Here is a 22,761-nt window from a genome sequence, read left to right on the forward strand (position 1 = left end):
GGCGACCTCTCGGAACAACTTACGCCGCGAACACCTTGGCTAGGCCCGCCTGGGCTTCCTCCTGGATCCGTTTCAGGTGCTCGGGGCTGCGGAAGCTTTCGGCGTAGATCTTGTAGACGTCCTCGGTGCCGGACGGCCGCGCGGCGAACCAGCCGAAATCGGTTTCGACCTTGATGCCGCCGAAGGGCTGGCCGTTGCCGGGCGCCTTGCTCAGCGTCGCACGAACCGGATCGCCAGCGAGGTCCTTGAGGCCGAGCTGCTCTGGCGTGAGGGACTTCAGGATGTTCTTCTGCGGCCCGGTGGCGGCAACGTCGATGCGCGCGTAATGCGGCATGCCGAATTCGGCGGTGAGATCATTGAAGATCTGGCTGGGATCGCGGCCGGTCTTGGCCATGATCTCGGCAGCGAGCAGGCCGAGGATGACGCCGTCCTTGTCGGTGGTCCACACCGCGCCGTCTCGGCGCAGGAACGAGGCCCCTGCACTCTCCTCGCCGCCGAAGCCGAAGCCGCCGGTGACGAGGCCGTCGACGAACCATTTGAAGCCGACCGGCGTCTCCACCAGCTTGCGGCCGAGCTTTTTGGCGACGCGGTCGATGATCGAGCTCGACACCACGGTCTTGCCGATCGCCGCATCCTTGCCCCAGTCCGGACGGTGCGCGAACAGGTAGGAGATCGCGGTCGCCAGGTAATGGTTCGGATTCATCAACCCGCCGGTGCGCGTGACGATGCCGTGGCGGTCGGCGTCGGTGTCGTTGGCAAAGGCGACGTCGAAGCGGTCGCGCATGCCGATCAGGCTCGCCATCGCGTAGGGCGAGGAGCAGTCCATGCGGATCTTGCCGTCCCAGTCCACCGTCATGAAACGGAAGGTCGGGTCGATCGCCTCGTTCACGACATTGGCGTTGAGGCCATAGCGCTCGATGATCGGATGCCAGTAATGCACGGCGGCGCCGCCGAGCGGATCGATGCCGATTTTGACGCCGGCGGATCTGACGAGGTCGAGATCGACGACATTGCCGAGATCGGCGACGTAAGGCGTGACGAAGTCGTAGGCGTGGACATTCGCGGCCTTGCGCGCCTTGGCATAGTCGATGCGCTTCACGTCCTCGAGCTCGCCGGCGAGATAGGCGTTGGCGCACTTCTCGACGGCAGCGGTCACGTCCGTATCGGCCGGGCCGCCATGAGGCGGATTGTATTTGTAGCCGCCGTCCTCGGGGGGATTGTGTGACGGCGTGATGACGACGCCGTCAGCAAGACCAGAGGTGCGGCCCTTGTTATAGGTGAGGATCGCATGCGAGATGACGGGCGTCGGCGTGTAGCCGCCATCCTTGTCGATCATGACCTCGACGCCGTTGGCTGCGAACACCTCGATGGCGCTGACCAACGCCGGCTCGGCCAGCGCATGGGTATCGATGCCGATGAAGAGCGGGCCGGTCAGGCCCTTCTCTTTCCGGTAATCACAAATCGCCTGCGTGGTCGCGAGGATGTGGCCTTCGTTGAAGGTGTTCTTGAACGAGGTGCCGCGATGGCCCGACGTGCCGAACGCCACGCGCTGTGCCGGATCGGACGCATCCGGCTTGCCGGCGAAATAGGCCGTCACCAGCCGCGGAATATTGGTGAGCGCGTCCGGCGAGGCCTGCTTGCCCGCCGCGGGATGAACATCAGCCACTGGAATACCCTCGTCCTGTCGTGAGTGCGGGACACCATAGCATCGGCCAAGCCCCCGCCAAGGGCACAACACGCGCGACGGGGAAGGCGTTCCTTGGAGGCGCTGCAGTCCCCATGAGCGGCCTTCGTGCTATGCTCGGCAGCACCGCCCTTTCGAATCGTCTGATGATCCCATCGCGCAAGCTGCTCGTACTGATCGCCAGCCTCATCCTGGCCGGTGCACCGGCGCGCGCCGCGGAGTTCTACACCGAGGACCTGCGCATCCCGATGGCGGAGGCCGGACCGCAGGGGCTGGAGGCCTTTCTGGTCCGACCGGTCGGGACCAAGCGCTATCCGCTGGCGCTGCTCAGCCATGGCTCGCCGCGCAAGTTCGAGGACCGCGCGACCATGTCGGCGCACAAATATTATGGCATCGCGCTGGAATACGCCCGGCGCGGCTTTGCGGCGCTGGTGGTGATGCGGCGCGGCTACGGCACCTCGCCGGGCGGGCGCGTCGACAGCGTCGGCGGTTGCGCAAAGGCCGCGTACCTGCCGGCGGCCGCCGTCGCGGTTGCCGATCTGCGCGCCGCGATCGATGCGATGGCGCACCGGGGCGACGTGACGACATCGGGCATGATCGCGGCCGGCCATTCCGCAGGCGGCCTTGCAACGGTGGCGCTGAGCGCACAGGCGCCGGCGGGCCTCGTCGCCGCAATCAATTTTGCCGGCGGCCGCGGCTCGCGCAACGACGACGATGTCTGCAATCCGGATGGGCTGGTGCAGGCCTTCGCCACCTTCGGCAAGACCTCGCACGTGCCCATGCTGTGGGTCTATGCCAGCAACGATTCCTATTTCGGTCCCGACCTCGCGCGCCGGCTCCATGACGGATTTCGCGCGGGCGGCGGCAATGCGAGGTTCGTCGCGGCGCCGGCTTACGGCGAAGACGGGCATTATCTCTATTCGGTCGCGGGCCGGCCGCAATGGACACCGTATCTCGACGCCTTCCTGCGCGAGCGCGGGCTCGGCCATGACCTCCTGAGCCTGCCCGATCCGCTGCCGCCGCCACGCCAGCTCAACGAGGCCGCGCGGGCCGAGTTCGCGCGCTATCTCGCCAGCCTGCTGCCGCACAAGGCCTTTGCGGTGTCGCCGAACGGCGGCTACGGCTGGCGCGCCGGACGGGCGACGACTGAGGAGGCCCGGCGCGACTCGCTGGCAGCCTGCATGAAATGGTCGCCCAGCTGCACGCTCTATGCGGTCGATGACCAGCTGGAGGAGCCGTCGCAGGCCAGATCCACCGACCAGAGCGCCCGCGCGCGACCGTGACGCACACACGCCTGAGGCCGGTTTGTTAACTCCGGCGCTCTATGACAAGCCCATGCTGCGGGATTGGGCACGCTTCATTCTCGGCGCGACGTGGAGGCACGTCGCGGTCGTCCTGCTCGTGTCGGCTCCGATCGGCGCACATGCGGCTGACGGCAGCAGCGAGCTCGGCGCCGGGGAAACGCCGTCGTCGCGGACCACGATCCGGAAGATCATCGAGAGGGAAACCAAGAGCACCAATCTGCCGGCCGATATCGCCGAGGCGGTCGTCTTCGTCGAAAGCGGCTACAACCCGGCGGTCATCGGCAGCGCGGGCGAAATCGGCCTGATGCAGGTGCGCCCCGAGACCGCGGCGATGCTGGGCTTCCGCGGCAGCAGCGCGGAGCTGGCCGAACCCGACGTCAACATCCATTACGGGGTGCTCTATCTCAGCCAAGCCTGGCGGCTTTCGGGCGGGGACCTCTGCCGCGCGCTGATGAAATACCGGGCGGGTCATGGCGAAGTGGAGATGAGCGCGCGGTCGCAGGTCTATTGCAACCGGGCCCGCAACCGGCTTGTCGCGATGAGCGCGATGCCGGGAGAGCGCGAAGCTGCGGCTGCTCCGGATCCGGCGTCCACGGTTGCAGCTGCCGTTGCGGTTGCGGCTGCGGCGCCCGTGAAACCGGCGAGCCGCCCGAAGATGCCGGTGCAGCCGAAGGCGGTCTATGCCCGCTATCGTCAAGGCACCGCGGCCGCCAGCCGCGCCTATTGGGCGGCCCATGAGGCCAGGGTCAGCCGGATCAAGGCGCGCATCGAAGCACGTTGGAAGCGCGTCGCATCGCGCTGACGGCGATGTTGCTATTGTCTGAGCATGATCTTGCCGGAAAACCGCTGCACGCTTTTCCGGATCTTGCGCTACAGCCGCTCGCTGAGCGCGAGCTTGTAGCCGACGCCGGTGACGGTCGCGATCACGGGCGTGCCGCTGCCGACGAGCTTGCGGCGCAGCCGCGCCACCAGCGCATCGACGGTGCGGATGTCGACTTCGGCCTGGCGGTTGCTGACCACCTCGATCAGATAGTCGCGGCTGAGCGGCCTGCCGTCGGCGCCGACGAGCGCCGCCAGCAGGTCGAATTCGGCGCGCGTCAGCGCCACCGGCTTGCCGTCGTTGCCGAGCAATTCGCGCCGGGTCAGGTCGATGATCCAGTCGCCGAACGCGATCGAATTGTGGTTGCGCGCCGCCTTGCGGTCAATCGAGCGACGCCGCAGCACGCTGCGCGCACGCGCGAGCAGATCGCGCAGGTTGATCGGCTTGGTGACGTAATGGTCGCCGGCGACCTCGAGGCCGAGGATGCGGTCGACGTCGGTGTCGCGCCGCGTCACGAAGATGATGCCCGCGTTGCTGGTGGCCTGGATCTCCTTGGCGAGCTCGAAGCCGTCCCCGTCAGGCAGTTGCACGTCGAGGAAGACGAGATCGGTGCGCGCGCGCAGCGCCTGACGGCACTCCGTGCAGGTGCCGGCGCCGACCACGTCGAAATTGTTGTCGCTGAAATAGTCGACCAGCATGGTCCGCGTCACCGGATCGTCCTCGACGACGATCAGCCGCTCGCGGCCGGGCGGACGAGCGGAAGCTACCGCCGTCCTGGCGGTCCCATGTGCCTGCGTCCCGACCTGCAGATTCAAGTCGCCGCGCAACGCGCCGTCATGTGAACGGGCATTCACAGCCTGTTCGAGCCCCCGAAATTGCCTGCCGCGATACTAGGCGCGTTGTGATGCGCAAACAATATTGGTCATGCTCTTGGCACATTAAGTATGAATTGGCCCACAATTCTCATTCCGCGCACCGTCGCGCCGGCAGTCTCCCGATTTTCGGAAAAGCAGATCGTACTTCGGGCGGCGCTCTGCGGCTTGCTCCCCTGTGAGCTTCGCATCTACTGTGCCTCCAAAAGCCTGCACTCGGAGGTGGCGCATGGAGGTCATACTGCTCGGCACCGGCGGCCCGCGCCCGGACCCGCGCCGCATGGCGACGACCACGCTGATCAGGCTTGGCGAGGAGAACATCCTGTTCGACGCCGGCCGTGGCGTCATGGTGCAGCTTCACAAGGCCGGCGTGCCGCTCGGCGCCATCAACACGGTCTTCCTCACCCATCACCATTTCGACCACATCGGCGATCTCTACGATGTGATGTTGAATTCGTGGATGCACGGGCGCAAGGACGAGCTCCGCATCTATGGGCCGCCGGACACTGAGCGGCTCGTCAACACGCTCATCACGCAGGTCTACGACAAGGACATCATCTGGCGGGACCAGGGCGAGCCGAGCTTCGGCGGCTGGAAGCCGGTCGCCGCAACGGACATCATTCCAGGCCCCGTGCTCGACACCGGTCGCTGGAAGATCAGTGCCGAACTGGTCTCGCATGGCGACGGCCTCGACATGCCGGCGGCCTTTCTGGCGCGCTGGATCTGTCTCGGCTATCGCTTCGAAGCGGAAGGCAAGGTCATTGCTATTTCCGGCGACACCGTCCGCTGCCACGGGCTCGAGCGGCTGGCCGAGGGAGCCGACCTGCTGGTGCAGTGCTGCTTCCTCGCCACGCCGGAGATCAACAACGAGCATTTGCGCCGGCTTGCGAAATACACGATCGCCTGCGGCGACACCGTCGGGAAGATCGCGGCCAGAGCCGGCGTCAAGAAGCTCGCGCTGACCCATCACCGTCCGCGTACCGACGATGCCATGCTGAACGCATTGCTTGATGACGTCAGGCGGGACTATGCAGGACCGGTCGTGCTCGGCGAGGATCTCACGCGCATCGAGGTCTGATCATCATCGATCAACTCGCCGCCTCAGGACGATCCGACCTCGATGCGGAACGACAATTGCTCTTCCGCGCCGGCTGCGATGTGCATCAGCCCCGGCTTGTCGGTAAACTCGCCTTGAAAGCCGGCGGGACTTGCGTAGCCGCGCCAGGGCTCGATGCAGAGGAACGGCGCGCCTGACGGTTTCGACCAGACGCCGAGCTCGCGAAATCCGCGCCAGGACATTTTCAGCCATGGCCCGGTCGATGCACCTCCCGCCGCGGCATAGCGGACCGAAGTGCTCTCGATGCGGTCGAAGATGATGGCGTCGTCGACGAACAGGGAGTCCGACAAGGGAAGCGAGGTGCCTTTGACCGGGCTCGGCTCCGCTGCCAGCCGCAGCAATCCACCTTCGAGACGGCGGACCGGAGACGGTTCGGCGCTCGCGAAAGTCAGGGCATGGCTCTCCTTCGCCGCGCCGAGCTGCAGCGGCCAATTGAAGGCGGGATGACCGCCGAGCGAGGCCGGCAACGTCTCCTTGCCGGTGTTGGCGATCGTGAGCGTCAGATCGAGGCCGGACTCATCGATCGCATAGGCCGCCGTCAGCCGGAACGGGAACGGATAGAGCGCGCGCGTCGTCTCATTATCATCGAGCACCAGGGTGCAGCGGCTCTCGCCGCGTTCTGCCCACACGAAGCGGCTGTCGCGGGCGAAGCCGTGCTGCGTCATCCGATACGTCCTGCCCTGATGCCGCAATTCGTCGTTGGCAAGGCGCCCGACGATCGGAAACAGCAGCGGCGCGTGACGCGGCCATTCCGGCCCCGCCTGCCAAAGGAATTCGGTGCCGCCGCCCTTCAGCGAGCAGAGCTCGGCGCCGTGCGCCTTGACGGTCGCGGTGAGCGAGCCGCAGCGGAAGGAGTGGGTGTCATCGGTCATGGCCGACCTCTACACCCCGGCCTGGCACGCAGCAAGGCGACGCCGGGCCATGCAGGCGGCGCCTCCGAGCCATGCCCGGCTGCGTCATATTTCTGTACCTAACGATTGCTCACGTGCGGCTCCTCCACCGCGAGCTCCCCGCGAACCCGGCCGGAACTCCATGAACCATCGTGGTCCCCAATTGAAATTCTTCATCAACGGCCGCTTTCTGTCGCAAAAGCTCACGGGCGTGCAGCGTTATGCCGCTGAAATGGTCAAGGCGATCGACGTGCTGCTCGCGTCGGAGCAGATTCCGGCCTCGCTGCGCAACGCAGACTGGCAATTGTTGAAGCCCGCGGATGCAAGCGAGGAACTTGATCTCGACCGGATCAAGATTCGCGCTGTCGGCCGGCTGCATGGGCACGCGTGGGATCAAATCGATCTCGCCCGCGCTGCCGCCGGGAGCCGCTTGATCAGCCTGGCCAATTCCGGACCCGTCCTCCATCGCGACCACATTGTGGTGATTCACGACGCCCAGGTCTTTCGCAGGCCCGACTTCTTCAACTGGCGCTATCTGACCGTCCATCGCACGATGGGGCGGATGCTCGCCCGGCACGCAAGCATCGCAACGGTGTCGGGATTTTCCCGCAAGGAGCTTGCGGACGTGCTGAATCTCTCGGCATCGCGCATTCCCGTCTTCCCCAACAGCGCCGAGCACTTTGCAGCCACGCAGCCCGATCCCGGCATCCTGGCCCGACTCGGCGTTCAGCCGCAGAAGTTCTTCCTCTTCGTGGGCTCGAAAACCAAGAACAAGAACCTGTCCGTCGCGATCCGCGCCATCCAGCTGCTCGACCGGGCCGACGTTCCCCTGGTCATCGTCGGCGGCGACAACAGCAAGGTCTTTCAGGATAATTCGGGCGAAGGGGCTTCCGGCCTGGTGCTGGCCGGCCGTCTGACCGACAGCGAGATTGCCGCGCTCTATGCGCACGCATCGGCCTTCGTGTTTCCCTCGCTCTACGAGGGGTTCGGCGTGCCGCCGCTCGAAGCCATGATCTTCGGCTGCCCAGTCATCGCCTCGAGGGCCGACGCCGTCGTGGAGACGTGCAGCGACGCGGCTGCGTATTTTGACGCCACGGATGCCGAGGCGCTGAAGCAGCTCATGCTCGAAAGATTGGCAATCGGCGCGATCTCGGACCAGGAACGCCGACGGCAACAGGATCGCCTTGCACTCTATTCGTGGAAGAAATCGGCGAAGACGTTGCTCGATCACCTCGCAGTGCCGGCGAACGTCGCCAGCGCTGCGTGAAACACGGCGCGGTTCGCCTATCGCGCGCAACGGTTTTTGCATAAACGGTTTGCAACTCGCGGCTCTTTGCCTGGTTCCATGAAATTTCTTCTTCGTTCTTGCGATGATCGCAAGCACGAGCGCCTTGGCGCAACATCACCACATCGCTGCCCCAATATCGCTACGTATTCGAGGAACTGTGTTTCGCACTAGCGAACACAGAACAGGGATACAGATGTCCGGCTCTCCAACGCGGCCCTACGCAAGGCAAACGATGAAAGTGCTGCACATCGCCGAAACGATCCGTGGCGGGATCGCGAGCTATCTGAACGAGTTGCATCCTCAACAACAGGCCAGCTTCGGTGCCGAGAACGTACATTATGTCGTGCCGTCGGATCATCGGGGCGACCTTGGCGCGATCGATGACAACCAGATTACAACATTCGAACGATCCGGCCGCAGCGTCGCCGGCCTATTCCAGATGCTGCGTGCCAGCATGCAAGCGCTGGATGCCTTCAGACCGGACGTGGTGCACCTGCATTCTTCCTTTGCAGGGCTCGTGCTCCGGCCCGCGCTGGCAGCCCGCTCGGGCGGACCGCGCGTCGTCTATTGTCCGCACGGCTGGGCATTTTCGCGCGAGACCGGCCGCTTCAGTCATAAGCTGACGAAGGCGGCGGAGAACCTGCTTGCGCGCACCTCGGACCGAATCATCTGCATCTCCGGCGACGAGTACAACGAAGCCGTGCGCGCGGGAATTCCTGCCGACCGCCTCACCGTGGTCCACAACGGCATCTCGAAGAGCCGCACGCCGCAGCCCATCTCCGCGGACTGGACCTCTAAGAAGGTCAAGGTGCTGTTCATCGGACGCCTGGACCGGCAGAAGGGGTTCGATCTGCTGATCGAAGCGGCACGCGCGCTCGAGGATGTGCTGGACGTCCGCATGATCGGCGCCTCCGTCGTCAACAAGTACGAAGGTCCGACCGTCCCGTCCAACGTGTCCCTGTTGGGCTGGCTCGACCGCCCGACCATCGAGACCCAGCTCGAGGCCGCCGACCTCGTCGTGATTCCGTCACGATGGGAAGCCTTCGGCCTCGTTGCGCTCGAAGCGATGCGGGCGGCCAAACCCATCCTTGCGTTCCGCAGCGGCGCTTTGCCCGAGATCGTCGTCGATGGCGTCACCGGCGTGCTCTGCGAGCCCGTCGCGGTTCAGCCGCTCGTGAATGGTTTCCGGCGCGCACTCGATCTCGATCTCAAGGTGCTGGGACAGCGCGGCTACGACCGCTTCAAGCAGCTCTATGACGTCGAAAAGACGCATGCGCAATTGCAGCAGGTCTATGTCGAGCTGCTTCAGGACGACCAGACGCCCGTCGAAGCGAAGGCGGGGCTGCAGTCGGATCTCTCCAAGAATTTCTGATGGCTGCACCGCTCCCACGCACCTTGGTTCGCGACAGTCTCCGCCTCGCGAGCCTCTTCGCATCCATTCTCCTTCCGGTGTCGGTCTGCGCACAGCAGGCGCAACCGCTCGATGCCCGATTCCTGCTCGGGGTCGGCACGCATCAGGGGCTGGGCGGCCCGGTGAGCGCGCGCGGATACGTGCCTTCGGAAAACGTCGCCCAGATCAAGCAACTCGGTCTCAATTCCTTTCGCGATGATTTTCCCTGGTCCGAGTTCGAGGTTGGGGGACGCCGGATGGGTTTCACACCCCGACTTGGCAGGCTCGAAGCGCAGGTCAAGTCCGGCGTCGCGCGCCCTCTCCTGATCCTCGCCTTCGGCCATCATCTCGTTCCGAATTCCTCGCCACCGACGACGGACGAGGCGCGGCAGCGGTTCGCCGATTATGCGGCGGCGGCGGCGCAATCGGTGGTGGCGCAGCATCCGCTGTTCGAGCTCTGGAACGAATGGAACCTGGCGGCGAAGAAAGATCCTGCGTTCTCGCCGGAAAACTATCGGGCGCTTGCCGAGGTCACGCGGCCGGTAGTCAAGCGGGTGGCGCCAAATGCGCCGTTTTTGGTCGGCGCGCTCGGCGACGATCTGGGCTGGACATGGACCGAGAAGATGCTGCGGACCGGCATTCTTCAATATGCGGACGGCGCATCGATCCATCTCTACAATTTCTGTATGGGCCCGAGCAAACGCACCTCGGCCGAAATCATCGACAGGCTGACGGCGTTTCACCGCCTGGTCGGCCAGGCGAGCGGAAACCCCGATTTTCCGATCTATGTCACCGAGACGGGGTGGACCACGGCTGCCACCAGTAAATGCGGCGTCAGCGAACAAGCCCAGTCCGACAATACGGCACAGCTCATCTTGTGGGCATCGACCGCGGCGCGCTGGCTCAAAGGAATGTGGTTCTACGAACTCAAGGACAGTGGAAAGGACGCATCGGACCTGGAGCACAATTTCGGACTCTATCGTTTCGATAACTCCCCAAAGCCGGTCGCCTGCGCGGCTCAGGGCGCCTGGGCTTTCATCCGCTCCAGCCTGAGCGCCGAGAAACGCGAGCTCGCCAGCGGCGTCGTGTCGATCAATGCAACGACGACGTCCGGCGCCAGAGTTGCGGTGTGGTCCGAGACTCCCGAGCGGCGTTACGAGGTCAGGATCAAGGGCGATCAGGACGGCGCAACCTTTGCGATGCCGTGCGACTCGGCCGCAAGACCTGCGTCCGGTGCCTGGATTCCGGTTTCGACCACGCCGGTTCTCATTGCAGCGAGCAACGGTGCCATGCCCGCTTTGGAGATAAGGCCGGCGCGGTAAGCGCGATTTTGCAAAACATGAGGTTCAGTGATGAAAGTTCTTTTGACGTCCACGCTTTATCCGACGCCTCAGGCCCCCAAGATCGTCGGCGGTGCAGAGATCTTCGCGCGGCGCTTCGCCGAAGGCCTGGTGCAGCGCGGAGACGAGGTCGAGGTGATCCGGGCCGCATCGTCCCCTGGGCAGGAGCGCGAAAGCTGCAACGGCATCAACGTCCATTCCGCGCCGGTCCAGAACATCTATCGGCCCTTCACGGAGCAGAAGAACGCCGTCTTGCGCAGCATCTGGCATGCGGTCGACGACTGGCAGATGCAGGCGCCGCTGATCGCGGAACGCATCCGGGCCTTCAAGCCGGACGTGCTGCACTCCAACAATCTGTCCGGTCTCACCACCGCGATCTGGCGCGTTGCCGCCCAGCTCGGCGTCCCGGTGCTGCATACGCTTCACGACTATTATCTGACCTGCCCGCGCTGCTCGCGCTTCGACAAGGGACGCTCATGCGAGCACACCTGCACGAGCTGCGGGATCCTGACCTTCCATCGCAAGCGGGCGACGCACTGGCTGAGCGCCGTGGTCGGCGTGAGCGAGCGCGTGCTGTCCATTCATACCGACATGGGCCTGTTCGCGGAGACGCCGATCCGCACCGTGATCCGCAACGCCTCGACCGAACCGCCGCGCGAGCCCTACCCTCGCCCGGTCTGCACCACGGAAGTGACGTTCGGGTTCATCGGCCGGCTCACTGAGGAGAAGGGCATCGACAATTTGATGCATGCCCTTGCCATGCTGCCTCGGGATCGCATCCGGATGCTGATCGCCGGTCGCGTCAGCGACGAGGAACAACGGCGCCTCAGGGCGCTCGCGCCGGATGCGCGTATCGAGTTCATGGGATTCGTGGTGCCGGACGATTTCTACAAGCAGGTCGACGTGGTGATTGCCCCCTCGATCTGGCACGACCCCGGTCCGCTCGTCGTCGCCGACGCCAAGGCGGCCGGCAGGCCGCTGCTCGGAACGCGCTTTGGCGGCATGCCCGAGGTCATCGAGCACGGCGTGACGGGCTGGCTGACCGAAGCCGATCCGCAATCCCTGGCCGACAGCATGCTCGCAGTCGCCTCCGATCCGCACAAGATCGACGAGATCAGCCGGCGCCTGATCGCGGATACCAACAAATGGGTATTTGCCGACGTGCTGTCATCCTACAAGAATCTGTACGAGCAACTGCGCGAGCAACGGATGTCGCGCGTGCGCGCAGCAACGACTGAAGCGCCGCGGGCCGTCGGCAAGGAGCGCCTCATTCCGAGATGACACGCCTCTTCGCGATGGCGGGCTACCTCTATCAGAGCGCCGCGGCGATCATCCTGATCTTCGCGATCAGTCATCTGTTGCCCGCCTCCGACTACACCAATTTCTCGCTGGCACTGGCCTCGAGCCAGTTGCTCTGCGTCCTGATGTTCGAGTGGCTGCAGCTCGCCGGATTGCGCTTCCTGGCAGCAGCCGAGGAGAACGAGGCGGCGCGGCTGAGGTGGTCGCTCTTTGCCGCGGGCCTGTCGAGCGCAGGCGCGCTCGTCGTGGTCGGCGGCTGCGCATCTCTGGCCAGCGTACTCCCGGCCGGGATCATCGCGCTGGGCCTCGGCATATCCGTGCTTCAGGGCCTGACCGACCTCTATTTGCTGTCGGTCCGCCTGTCCGACCGGCTGGGTGTCGCCTCCTCTCTCCTGGCGTTTCGCGCTACCGCCCTTCTGACCGGAGCCGCCGCGGGTGCGGCGATTTGGGGAACGGCGGAAGCGGCGCTGCTCGGCGTCAGTGCGGGCCACGCCCTGGGCCTGCTCGCGGGGCTGGTGGCCTATCGCACCCCCCTGGAGCGCGTTCCGCTGCGGACGATGCTGGCCGACTGGAAGGATTTCTCCCGCTACGGCATGCTGGCGGCGGGTGCGTCCGTCATCCATCTCTCGGTGCCGGTGCTGCTCCGCTTCATCATCATCGGCCGGCTGGGCGCGACGGGCGCCGGCGCCGGATTCTCGATTGCGCTCGACCTGCTGCAACGCCCGTTCTGGGTTCTCAATGCAGCGATCCACACCGTGAGCTATCCCGATGTCGTGAAGGATTTCGAGCACGGAACCGTCATGAAGTCGGTGCAATCGACGCGGCGGATGTTCGAGTTCATGGTCTGCACGACCCTCGTGCTGCTCGGCGGTCTCGTCGGCTTCATTCCGGATGCAGCCCGTATCCTGGTGCCGCGGGAGAGCCTTGATGGCTTCCTGACGACGGCACCTGTTGTGGCCGTCTTCTATTTCCTGCACACGCATCTCCAGGCGACCGTCGCGGTCGTTCCGCACCTGGAGAAGCTCGCAACGAGGCTCGTGATCGTTGCGGCCGGCCAGCTCGCGATCGTCGCTGCCGTCGCGCTGGCCGCGGCATGGGCCGGCCTGTCGCCGCAACAGGCGGTCGGCTGCGCTTGCCTCGCCACGCTGGCAGCGATTCTGTTTGCGCTCGGTCCGACACTGCGGTTCGAGGCATTCCCGCGCTGGTCACTGGTCGCGCAGGCGCTAGTGGCCGCCGTCCTGATCGGATCACTCGGCGCGATGCCGACCGAGCCCGCGACATGGCTTGCCGGCAAGATCGTGATCGCCGCGCTCGCAACGGCGATCGTCGGATGGCGCGGTGACTTTCTGATGCTGGCCCGTCGCGGCTAGCCCAATTCGCCGCATCCGGCACGGATCGGAACACAGCGGGCGAGCAACTGAGCCGTTGGGCCACGGCTCAAATTCAGGTCCTGGACGGAACCATTGCGCCTCCCCGATCAAACCAAGCGGTCATATCCGGGAAAGTACGGATACAACCAGTGCGATAAAATCTTTCAGATTGATCGCCCATGAAAATGGCATCTGCCGACTCCCTGTGCCATCCGATGACGCAGACGAAAGAGTCGCACCCCACCGCCGCGTTCGTATGACACGCTCTCAAGCCGAAGCGTTGGATCGAACTCGCACGGCTTGCGCATATATTTAGCAGCGTGAATCGTGGAAATCTTGAAAGCGCCATTCTCACGCCATCCTGCACGGGCATCGCATCAGCATTCTGCTGCAACACGAGTCGAGCTGTTCCTGCACAAGGAACCGCATTTCACTCGCGATTTGTAGCTTCGATTTTTATCTGAAATTCACACTCGACAGAGAAGCTTCGACGCAAATCCCTGCGAGCAATTTCGTTCGCGCTGAAACCCGAGTTTGCAATGCCTGATCAAACCATCCTGTCCGCCAGCGGCTTCATCAACTCCATCGGCGTCAACACGCACGCCGGTTTCGGATGGACCGGCTACAACAACCTCGCGCTGATGGCCGACAGCCTCGAATATATCGGCGTCACCCATCTCCGCGACGCGATGGGCACGAACCCCGCTGCGCAGCCGGTCGTCGAGGGCCTGGCCGCCGCCGGCTACAAATTCGACTTTCTGGTATCGTCTGCGCTGCCCCAGTCCGGTACGGTCGGGTTGCAGAACTACATCGCCTCGCTCCAAAAATTCGCGACGAGCTATTCGGGCAGCATCACCGCCATCGAGGGGCTCAACGAGGCCAATCACCAGCCCTTCAGCTACAATGGCAGCTCCAGCCTTTCGGCCGCGGCCCAGTTCCAGAGTGCGCTCTATCAGGCCGTCAATGCCAACGCGACGCTCGCCAGCATCCCCGTCTACAATCTGTCACTGGCCTACAACGATCCGCAAGGCTACAGCCAGCTCGGCAACATGTCGGGCTCGGTCGACTATGCCAACGCCCACGCTTATGTCAGCACCGGCCTCAATCCGAGCAGCTCCATTGCGGCGACGCTGAGCGCCGTCATGGCCGCGGCTCCGGGAAAGCCTGTCGTCATCACGGAAACCGGCTACACCACGCAAAGCAATACCCAGTATCTCGGCGCCAACGAGACGGTGCAGGCCAAATCGATCCTGAACACGCTTGTCGTCGCCTACAAGGCCGGCGTGAGTGCAACTTACCTCTACGAGCTGTTCGACCGCGACTCGTCTGCAGCCAACACCAATCCCGAAGCCAATTTTGGCCTGTTCAACTCCGACGGCACGCCCAAGCTCGCCGCGACGGCGATTCACAACCTGACGACCATTCTGGCCGACGACGGCAAGGGCGGCCTGCAGCCGACTGACCCATTGAACTACACGTTGAGCAACATGCCGGCCACCGGCAACAGCATGGTGCTCGGCAAGAGCAATGGCGCCTACGAACTCGTCGTCTGGGCCGAGCCGAAGCTCTGGAACGATGCCACCGATACCGAGCTGTCCAATGCGGCCCAGACGGTGACGGTGAACCTCGGCGCCGTCCATCATACCGTGAAGGTGTACGACACGCTGACCGGCACCACAGCGATCGCCAGCTACACCGACGTCAGCACCATCACCATTCCGGTCAGCGATCACCCGGTGATCATCGAGATCGACGCGCCCCCGACGACGCCGCCCGCCCCGGACACAAGGACCAGCGTCACCGGAACGGCTGCGGAGATCGTGCCGCAACTTTCCGATCTGAGCGACTCGACGGCGCTGCAGACAATCACCCTGACCGACTCCCACGTCCTGCAGGTCGCGTCGAAGGCGACCATGGACTACATGATCGCCCATTACGGCAACGCGCTCTCGAAGATCCAGGGCGGATATTCGTTCTCGGTGACGAACTCGGCGGCGACCTGGACCAGCACGAGGACTTACGATTCGAGCGGCAAGCTGCTCTCGAAATCCGACACCGGCCTCAATTCAAGCGGGCAGCCGACCTCGACCACCATCGTCCACAGCGACGGCTCCAAGGACGTGATCAGCTACACCGGCGGCGTGCAGACTAAATTCGTTCATGTCGGAACCGACGCAACCCGGACAACCGACACCTACAACACGGCCGGCACCCTGCTGAGCGAAGTCGTCCAGAAGCCCGACGGCCATTACTCCACCACGCTCTACACGAACGGCGTGAAGACAGCCGCCTACGTCAAGAACGCGGACGGCTCGCAGGACAACTATACCTACAACATCACGGGCAAGAGCTTCACCACCCAGGTGCAGCATCTCGACGCGTCGGGGAAGGTCACTTCGGTGATCCGCAGCCATGCCGACGGCTCGCTGGACTCGACCCAGGTCTACAATAGTGACGGCAGCAGCGTGATCACGTTGTACAGCGCCACGGGAGTGAAACAGGTCGAGACCGCCTACCATGCCGATCGCAGCAAGGATGTCTGGACGTACAACATTAAGGGCCAGAACTATACGACCCAGCACGACGTCTACGATTCGACCGGATTCCTCACGACCCTGACGCGCCTGCATGCCGACGGCAGCCTGGCCTTCGAGCTGATGCAGACCGCCGACGGCACCAAGACGACCAACTGGTACAATGCCGCCGGCAGCCTCACCAGCGAGGTGGTCCAAAAGGCCGACGGCTTCGCCTCGACAACCCTCTACAGCAACGGCGTCAAGACGAAAGTTTACATCAAGAACGCCGACGGTAGTCTGGACAATTATGCCTATGGCATCACCGGCCAGAGCTACACCACGCTGATCCAGCACATCGATCCGTCCGGCAAGGTCACGTCCGTCACCCGCAAGCACGCGGATGGCACGCTCGACTATACCCAGGTCGTCAACAACGACGGGAGCAGCGTCGTCACCATCTATGACGCGACGGGAGTACGGACGAAACAATCCGAGTACCACGCTGATGGCAGCAAGGATGTCTTCCTCTACAACATCACCGGCCAGAACTACACGACCGAACACAACGTCTACGATGCAACCGGCTTCCTCACGACGCTGATCCGGAAGCACGCGGACGGCAGCATGGCGTTCAAGCTGGTGCAGAGCAAGGACGGAACCAAGACGACGGACTGGTACGATGCAAAGGGGGTCCTCACCAGCGAGGTGATCACGAAGGCCGACGGTTACAGCTCGACAACGGTCTATACCAACGGCCTGAAAACTGCGGCCTACATCACCAATGCCGACCTGAGCCAAGACAATTACACCTACAACATCACCGGTCAGAGCTATGCCACGCAGCACCAGCATCTCGATCCGACCGGCAAAACGACGGAGGTGACCCGCTGGCACGCCGACGGCACGCTCGACTATACCCAGGTCGTCGGCAGCGACGGTGGCAGCGTCGTGACCAATTACGACGCTTCAGGCCTCGAGAAGACACAAACCGACTATCACTCCGACGGCTCGAGGGATGTCTATCTCTTCAACGTCATCGGTCAGAACTACACGAAAGAGCACGATACCTACGATACCACCGGTTTCCTTACGCACATCGTGCGGACCCACGCCGACGACAGCCTGGCATTCACCCTTGTGCAGAGCGCCGACGGCACCAAGACCTCGGGCTGGTATGACGCCAAAGGAATTATCACCAGCGAGGTGACGACCAAGAGCGACGGCTACAGTTCCACCACGGTCTACACCGGCGGTATCAAGACCGCTGCCTATATCAAGAACGCCGACGGCACGTCGGACAACTGGACCTACAACATCACAGGCCAGTCCTACACGACGCAGCACCAGCACCTCGATGCCTCGGGCAAGATCGTCGAGATCACAAGGACCCACGCCGACGGCACTCTGGACTATACCCAGGTCATCAACAATGACGGCAGCAAGCTGACCGACATCTATAACAGCGCCGGCATCAAGACCCAGGAGATCGCCAGCCACGCCGACGGCTCGAGGGACGTCTTCCTGTTCAACTTCAACGGACAGGCCGGCGTCACGCAGCACGAGAGCTACAACACCGCCAAGGCGCTCGAGTTCATCGATCAGACCAAGTCCGATGGCACCCACAACGTCACGGCCGTCGCCAGCGGCGTGACGATCCAGGGCGGGGCCGGCAATGACGTGTTCTCGGCGGCGCCGAACTCGACGACCATCGCGTACGACCACGGCCAGGACCAGATCCTCAACTTCCAGGCCGGCAGCGGGACGACGCACGACACGATCGCGATCTCGAAACTGCTGGCGGAGGACTACAGCCAGCTCCAGATCACGCAGTCCGGCACGAACGCGCTCATCACGTTCTCGGCGACCGACTCGATTCTGCTGAAGAACGTCTACGTCTCCAGCCTGACCAGCCACGACTTCGTGTTCGTCTAAGCACGGCGAAATCTGCCCAAATGGGCGCCAACGTCGCTGGGGGCCGGGACCATGTCCCGGCCCCTGATCGTTCGTTGGTCGGGCGCCTGCCTCATCGATGAGCAAAGGGCTCTCTGCCATCCGCGATTGGATGAGCCCCATGAATTCGGAGGGATCGTCGGGTTGTGCCGCATCGGCCGCCGCGCTTGCGAACTTGCGTCACAATTCGTCTCTAGAAAAGCGACGAACCGTGCAAGGAAACCGAGCCCCGATGGAAGCCAGTGAAGCAAGACGTTTTGTCGTTCTCGACTTCTACCGCTTCGTCGCCGCGCTCGGGGTCTTCATCTTCCACCTGAAGCTGATCGACAAGGGCATCTCACCGGCCTGGAACGGGTCCTATGGCCTGTTCGTGGACATGTTCTTCATCCTGTCCGGGTTCGTGATTTCCTACTCCTATCCTTCAACCTCGACAGGCCCGCGCTCCTATGCGCGCTTCCTCATTAGGCGGATCGCGCGAATCTACCCCTTGCATCTGCTCACATTGTTGATATTCGCGGTCCTTGCTCTCATGGGCATATCCGGTCCGACCTCGCACGCGAGCTTGACGGATTTCATTCAAAACCTCTTCCTCGTGCAGGCGTGGGGTATTACAGATCATCTCAGCTTCAACTCGCCGGCTTGGTCCATCAGCGCCGAGCTGTTCTGTTACCTATTATTCCCATTGTTCATGCTGCTGGCCGGGAGGATCTCGCCGCTGATGCTGGCGATCATCGTCGCGCTCTCTTACGGCATCCTTGCCCATGCTCACCTGCCGATCTGGCAGGAACGCTCTCAGATGTACGGGGCAACTTTCGATTTCGGGATGTTACGGGCGCTTCCGAGCTTCCTGAACGGGATTCTCCTAACCGTCCTGTTCAGGCTCTCGAGCGACTATCGCAAGAAGCCGGTTGCATTCGCCGGAATAGCGCTGTTTGCCGTCTCGGTTCTGGTTCTCAACTTCTTTGCCAAGCCCGACCTTGCAATCATACTGTTCTCTCTCGCGATCCTCGTCACAGCCACGGGAGAAAGCGCCTTCGCGCGGTTTCCCGGCTCCGATTGGCTCGGCCGCCTCGGCAACACGTCATATGCCATCTACATGATGCACGAAGTGCTGTTGATCCTGCTTTTCAAGCCGGCCTGGCACTATTTCGGACTTCAGCCAAGCATGTTTCCGGTGTTTGCATTGGTCTGCTGCATCGTTCTGACAGTCGTTGCCGACGTGACATATCGCTACGTCGAAGATCCCGCTAGAAGATTGATCAACCGGCTTGCGCCTGGCGGGGCAAGATCAGCCCGCGTCCCGAAGCCCGAGCCGCTCGATCTTGCCGAGGCCAGACAGGCGGCCAACGCAAGCTAGCTGGTGCGTGCAGGCCGAATTCTGGCTAGGTCTTAGACGATCGCCGCACACGACCCCAGACTTCCTGGCATATCCGCACCACGGCCGGCCGGGCGACCGCCATGACAACGGCAAGATAGACCGAAGAACCAAGCAGCACGAGCGCGGAGAGACGCAGCCATGGCGACGTGGCCGGCATGGTAATGGAGGCAGCAACCACCGCGCACGCCATCACCGCGGAGCCCGCAAGTGCCGGCATCAGCGCCGCGGCATAGGGCCTGATGCCGAGCGCCAAGATCCGCATCGAGGCTCCGGCGGACAGTGGATACAGCAACAAGGCGCGAACGACGTAGCCGACAGCGATCGCGATAAGGCCAAATGGCGCAGCGACGATGAAGATCGCTATGTTCGAAACCGCGTATATCAGCGTCAGCCAAGTCTGCCAGTGCGGTTTGCCGAATGCCAGGATCACCGAGTGATTGTAGAGGCCGATTGTGGTCAAGAACCCGGTGATCGACATGATCGCGAGTAGAGGGGCGGCCTCGCCCCACTTGGATCCGAAGAAACCGACGATGAGATCCGGTGCCAGAGCCGCTATGCCCGCGAAAAGCGGGGCCGTCAGCAGTGACGTGTACTTGACGAAGTCGACCAGCGTCGAACGCGATGCTTCCCGGTCATGCTGGAGGCCAGCGATGGTCGAAAAGAACACGCGGTTCAACGCATTCCCGATCACGGTACTCACGGCGTTGACCAGGCGCTTGGCAAGGCTGTAGAAGCCCGCGCCGGCGGCGCCGGTATACCAAGTGACGAAAATCAGATCGGAATTGGCATTGGCAAAGTTCGTGATTCCCGTCAGCGCCACGTAGCGCGCATAGCTCAGGAGATCGATAACAGCCTGCCGGCTGACCCGGAGCCGAGGGCGCCAGGGCGTCAGGATCCAAAGGCTGACCAGCGAGATCAACGAAGTCGAGACGAGCTGTCCGACCAGCGCAACGACCCCGTAACCCTGTATCGCCAGCGCGATCCCTACGGCTCCGCCAACCGAGATTGAAGAAAGCGAACGGATGGCGAGGGATCGAAAGAGTTGATTGCGCGTCAGCCAGGCTTCGTGCGTCCGTGACAGGCCTTGCACGGCCACCACGATGCAAAATCCTTTGAGAACGATGGCAAGATCCGAAAGACCGGAGAATCGTTCGATGGCGCCGCTCGAGGCGAACAGTGCGAGTGCTGCAAACAAGGAGAGGCCCGCGATGAGCCAAAACGAGGCAGTGTAATCCTCATCCTTCGGATCGGGACGCGCCTGGACGGCAATCGCGATGCTCTCGATCAGGACTGCCCGGCAGAACTCGAGCGCCAGCGCTCCCGTTGCCACGATGCCGAGAATCTGCGGCGACAGCAGCCGCGCCATGATCATGTAGATTGCGAGCGTGAGCGCCTGCCCGACCGCGGAATCGAGCGCCGACCAAATGACGCCCGAAACGATCGAGCGCGGCTTGATAATCTCGTGGCGCAACTGGAAGCCTGTCACAATTCGGGGTTAGGTCGACATTCGTCGATGAGCCATTGGCTGCTATGGTCCAATAGTCGCCTTGTTTACGAGGACACTACGGCAAGAAAGCAGCTACATCCGAGGCAGCATGAATTTTCGAGGCAATCTACGACGGCTGATCAACGAGGTCGGCTGCGACTTTATTCATCAACTGCCCTATCCGCACGTGGACTTGTTCTTCTGGCGTCCCGACGATGGAACGATCAATTTCGGTGATCATCTTTCGATCGTTGTCGTTGACCATCTCTTGCGGCAATTCGGCTATACGCTCGCCGATGAGGTGCCGCGGCAAGCGCGCTTGTTCGCGATCGGCTCCGTGCTCCACTACGCGCGAAATGGCGATGTGATCTGGGGAAGCGGCGTAAACGGACGCCCCGGCCAAGGCGACCTCAACCATCGCGTGCAGAATTTGGACGTGCGAGCGGTGCGCGGCCCCCGTACCCGGGAAGTTCTGCAGCGCCGGGGCATCGCGGTTCCCGAAGTGTTCGGAGATCCGGCGTTGCTGCTTCCTCAGCTGTTTCCAAATCGTTTTCGCCCTACTGCCAAGAAGCCGTGGGTGTTTGTTCCGAATTTGCACGATTTGAACATCGTCGACCCTGCCGCCGATACGGTGGTCTCACCGCTGGGATCCTGGAACCGCCGAATTGACGCCATACTCGAAGCTGAACTGGTTCTGGCCAGCTCGCTCCACGGCATCATCGTCGCCGAGGCATTCGGGATACCGGCTCGATACGTACGGCTGAGCAGCGGAGAGGCCGAGTTCAAGTATCATGACTATTATGAGGGCACCGGCCGGTTCGCCGTCGAGTTTGCGACGAGTATTGACGAAGGTCGCGAGATGGGGGGAGCTGCGCGCCTCAACTTTGATCATCGTGCCTTGATGAGTGCATTCCCGATCGACCTCTGGAGCGGAAAGAACTAACATGGCCAAGCGCCTTCGCGTGGCCATCTACGCGCCGCATTTTGCGGAATATTCCTACCGGCTCGCATCGGGACTGGCGCATCATTGCGACGTTCGGCTTGTGCTCAACCGCAAAGACGCGAACCAGCAATGGGAGCTTGCCGATATCGCTGTGACGGCGCCGTTCGAGACACGGATTCGCGACCTCAGTCTGCGGCGCGGCGGCGCAATCGGCATCCCTGCCTCGTTCATCGACATAATTTCCTTCCGCCCGGACGTGATCCATTGTCACGAAGTTCCCGAGATCTACACGTCCAAGCTGATTCAGCTCCTGCGTCCGCTCGGCATTCCCCTGGTGCTGACCGTTCACGATGCTATCCCGCACTCGGAGGGCGGCTCCGGCACCTCGCCCCGTGAAGATGCCTGGCGCGGACGCATGCGTGCGGCCGCCTCGATCGTCACGACGCACGGCGAGAGCTGCATTGCAGATTTTCATCGCGCCTCGCCCGACTTCAAGGGCGAGACGGTTTCCAGCATGCACGGCGTGCTGATGGTTCCGCCGGACAAAAGCTCGTTCACCGAGCCCGAATCCGGACGCATCCTGTTTTTTGGACGGATGTGGGCTTACAAGGGCCTCGACGTTTTCATCGACGCGATCGACATGTTGGCCCAGCGCGGCGTCGCGCATGAAGCGATCGTCGCCGGGCGCGGCCCCGAGATGACACGGCTCGGCGCCCGGATGGAGGCAATGCCGACGGTCAAGACCATCAATGCCTACATTTCGCCTGCGGATACCGGACGTCTATTTCAATCTGCTACGGTGGTTGCCTTGCCATACAAGGATGCATCACAAAGCGGGGTGCTCGCATCCGCCTATGGGAATGCGCGTCCCGTCGTCGCCAGCGCCACCGGTGGCATTCCCGACGTCGTGACGGACGGCGTCAATGGTCTCCTGGTCCCTCCCGGCGATGCCACTGCGCTCGCCGATGCACTCGAGCGCGTGCTGACGTCGAATTCACTCGCCACAACGTTGGCTGACGGCGCGCGGCAGACCGCGGCCGGCCCTCTGAACTGGGACCACATTGCCGAACGGTTGCTTGGATCCTATCACAGGCTCGCCGGTCGTACCGTGTGA

16 protein-coding genes are annotated in these 22,761 nt (G+C 63.1%); 12 read left to right on the forward strand and 4 right to left on the reverse strand.

The genetic code is table 11. The features are described from left to right. Nucleotides 1–19: 19 nt before the first annotated feature. On the reverse strand, nucleotides 20–1,666 hold the full coding sequence (gene pgm / locus I6F24_RS17710; protein WP_036024743.1) for a phosphoglucomutase (alpha-D-glucose-1,6-bisphosphate-dependent): 1,647 nt from the start codon (nucleotides 1,664–1,666) through the stop codon (nucleotides 20–22). Between the two features lie 164 nt (nucleotides 1,667–1,830). On the opposite strand from pgm, the gene I6F24_RS17715 reads away from it, so the two are divergent. Together I6F24_RS17715 and I6F24_RS17720 are read left to right on the forward strand one after the other, a co-directional pair. Next, nucleotides 1,831–2,967: a CocE/NonD family hydrolase gene (locus I6F24_RS17715; RefSeq protein WP_199751047.1), complete on the forward strand. Its 1,137-nt coding sequence runs from the start codon at nucleotides 1,831–1,833 to the stop codon at nucleotides 2,965–2,967. A 52-nt stretch (nucleotides 2,968–3,019) separates the two neighbouring features. Further along, nucleotides 3,020–3,790 carry a transglycosylase SLT domain-containing protein gene (locus I6F24_RS17720; protein ID WP_074448115.1) on the forward strand — a complete coding sequence of 257 codons (771 nt, stop codon included), beginning with the start codon at nucleotides 3,020–3,022 and terminating at the stop codon, nucleotides 3,788–3,790. A gap of 68 nt (nucleotides 3,791–3,858) precedes the next feature. Here I6F24_RS17720 and I6F24_RS17725 read toward each other — a convergent pair whose 3' ends face one another. Further along, nucleotides 3,859–4,662, reverse strand: a complete 804-nt coding sequence (locus tag I6F24_RS17725) for a response regulator transcription factor (protein ID WP_036024738.1) — start codon at nucleotides 4,660–4,662, stop codon at nucleotides 3,859–3,861. A gap of 247 nt (nucleotides 4,663–4,909) precedes the next feature. On the opposite strand from I6F24_RS17725, the gene I6F24_RS17730 reads away from it, so the two are divergent. Continuing rightward, nucleotides 4,910–5,758, forward strand: a complete 849-nt coding sequence (locus I6F24_RS17730; RefSeq protein WP_074448114.1) for an MBL fold metallo-hydrolase — start codon at nucleotides 4,910–4,912, stop codon at nucleotides 5,756–5,758. 23 nt (nucleotides 5,759–5,781) lie between these two features. On the opposite strand, the gene I6F24_RS17735 is transcribed toward I6F24_RS17730, so the two are convergent. Next, entirely contained in the window at nucleotides 5,782–6,669 is an 888-nt protein-coding gene (locus tag I6F24_RS17735) for an aldose 1-epimerase family protein (RefSeq protein ID WP_036024730.1), read from the reverse strand. 181 nt (nucleotides 6,670–6,850) lie between these two features. Between I6F24_RS17735 and I6F24_RS17740 the strand changes: the two genes are divergently transcribed. The 7 genes from I6F24_RS17740 (at nucleotide 6,851) to I6F24_RS17770 (ending at nucleotide 19,197) form a co-directional block, all read left to right on the forward strand. Then, nucleotides 6,851–7,954 carry a glycosyltransferase family 1 protein gene (locus tag I6F24_RS17740; protein ID WP_050995922.1) on the forward strand — a complete coding sequence of 368 codons (1,104 nt, stop codon included), beginning with the start codon at nucleotides 6,851–6,853 and terminating at the stop codon, nucleotides 7,952–7,954. A gap of 253 nt (nucleotides 7,955–8,207) precedes the next feature. Beyond that, entirely contained in the window at nucleotides 8,208–9,347 is a 1,140-nt protein-coding gene (locus I6F24_RS17745) for a glycosyltransferase (protein WP_036024727.1), read from the forward strand. Then, nucleotides 9,347–10,687: a hypothetical protein gene (locus I6F24_RS17750; protein ID WP_036024725.1), complete on the forward strand. Its 1,341-nt coding sequence runs from the start codon at nucleotides 9,347–9,349 to the stop codon at nucleotides 10,685–10,687. The genes I6F24_RS17745 and I6F24_RS17750 overlap by 1 nt, the downstream gene beginning before the upstream one ends. 30 nt (nucleotides 10,688–10,717) lie before the next feature. After that, on the forward strand, nucleotides 10,718–11,986 hold the full coding sequence (locus I6F24_RS17755) for a glycosyltransferase family 4 protein (protein ID WP_036024724.1): 1,269 nt from the start codon (nucleotides 10,718–10,720) through the stop codon (nucleotides 11,984–11,986). Further along, complete coding sequence (locus tag I6F24_RS17760) at nucleotides 11,983–13,374, forward strand: hypothetical protein (protein ID WP_225148848.1); 1,392 nt, start codon at nucleotides 11,983–11,985, stop codon at nucleotides 13,372–13,374. Before I6F24_RS17755 ends, I6F24_RS17760 begins: the two co-directional genes overlap by 4 nt. Before the next feature lie 539 nt (nucleotides 13,375–13,913). After that, nucleotides 13,914–17,822, forward strand: a complete 3,909-nt coding sequence (locus I6F24_RS17765; protein WP_225148849.1) for an RHS repeat protein — start codon at nucleotides 13,914–13,916, stop codon at nucleotides 17,820–17,822. Nucleotides 17,823–18,072: 250 nt separating this feature from the next. Next, nucleotides 18,073–19,197, forward strand: a complete 1,125-nt coding sequence (locus I6F24_RS17770) for an acyltransferase (protein ID WP_051057155.1) — start codon at nucleotides 18,073–18,075, stop codon at nucleotides 19,195–19,197. Between the two features lie 25 nt (nucleotides 19,198–19,222). Here I6F24_RS17770 and I6F24_RS17775 read toward each other — a convergent pair whose 3' ends face one another. Next, complete coding sequence (locus tag I6F24_RS17775) at nucleotides 19,223–20,689, reverse strand: lipopolysaccharide biosynthesis protein (RefSeq protein WP_225148850.1); 1,467 nt, start codon at nucleotides 20,687–20,689, stop codon at nucleotides 19,223–19,225. 124 nt (nucleotides 20,690–20,813) lie between these two features. On the opposite strand from I6F24_RS17775, the gene I6F24_RS17780 reads away from it, so the two are divergent. Continuing rightward, the gene (locus I6F24_RS17780; protein ID WP_050991696.1) at nucleotides 20,814–21,647 is read left to right on the forward strand and encodes a polysaccharide pyruvyl transferase family protein; all 834 of its coding nucleotides are present in this window, start codon (nucleotides 20,814–20,816) and stop codon (nucleotides 21,645–21,647) included. Nucleotide 21,648: 1 nt separating this feature from the next. After that, nucleotides 21,649–22,761, forward strand: coding sequence for a glycosyltransferase (locus tag I6F24_RS17785; protein WP_050995919.1), 1,113 nt, complete (start codon nucleotides 21,649–21,651; stop codon nucleotides 22,759–22,761).

It is taken from the genome of Bradyrhizobium sp. BRP23 (assembly GCF_020194135.1).
In the GTDB taxonomy this organism is placed as follows: domain Bacteria; phylum Pseudomonadota; class Alphaproteobacteria; order Rhizobiales; family Xanthobacteraceae; genus Bradyrhizobium; species Bradyrhizobium yuanmingense.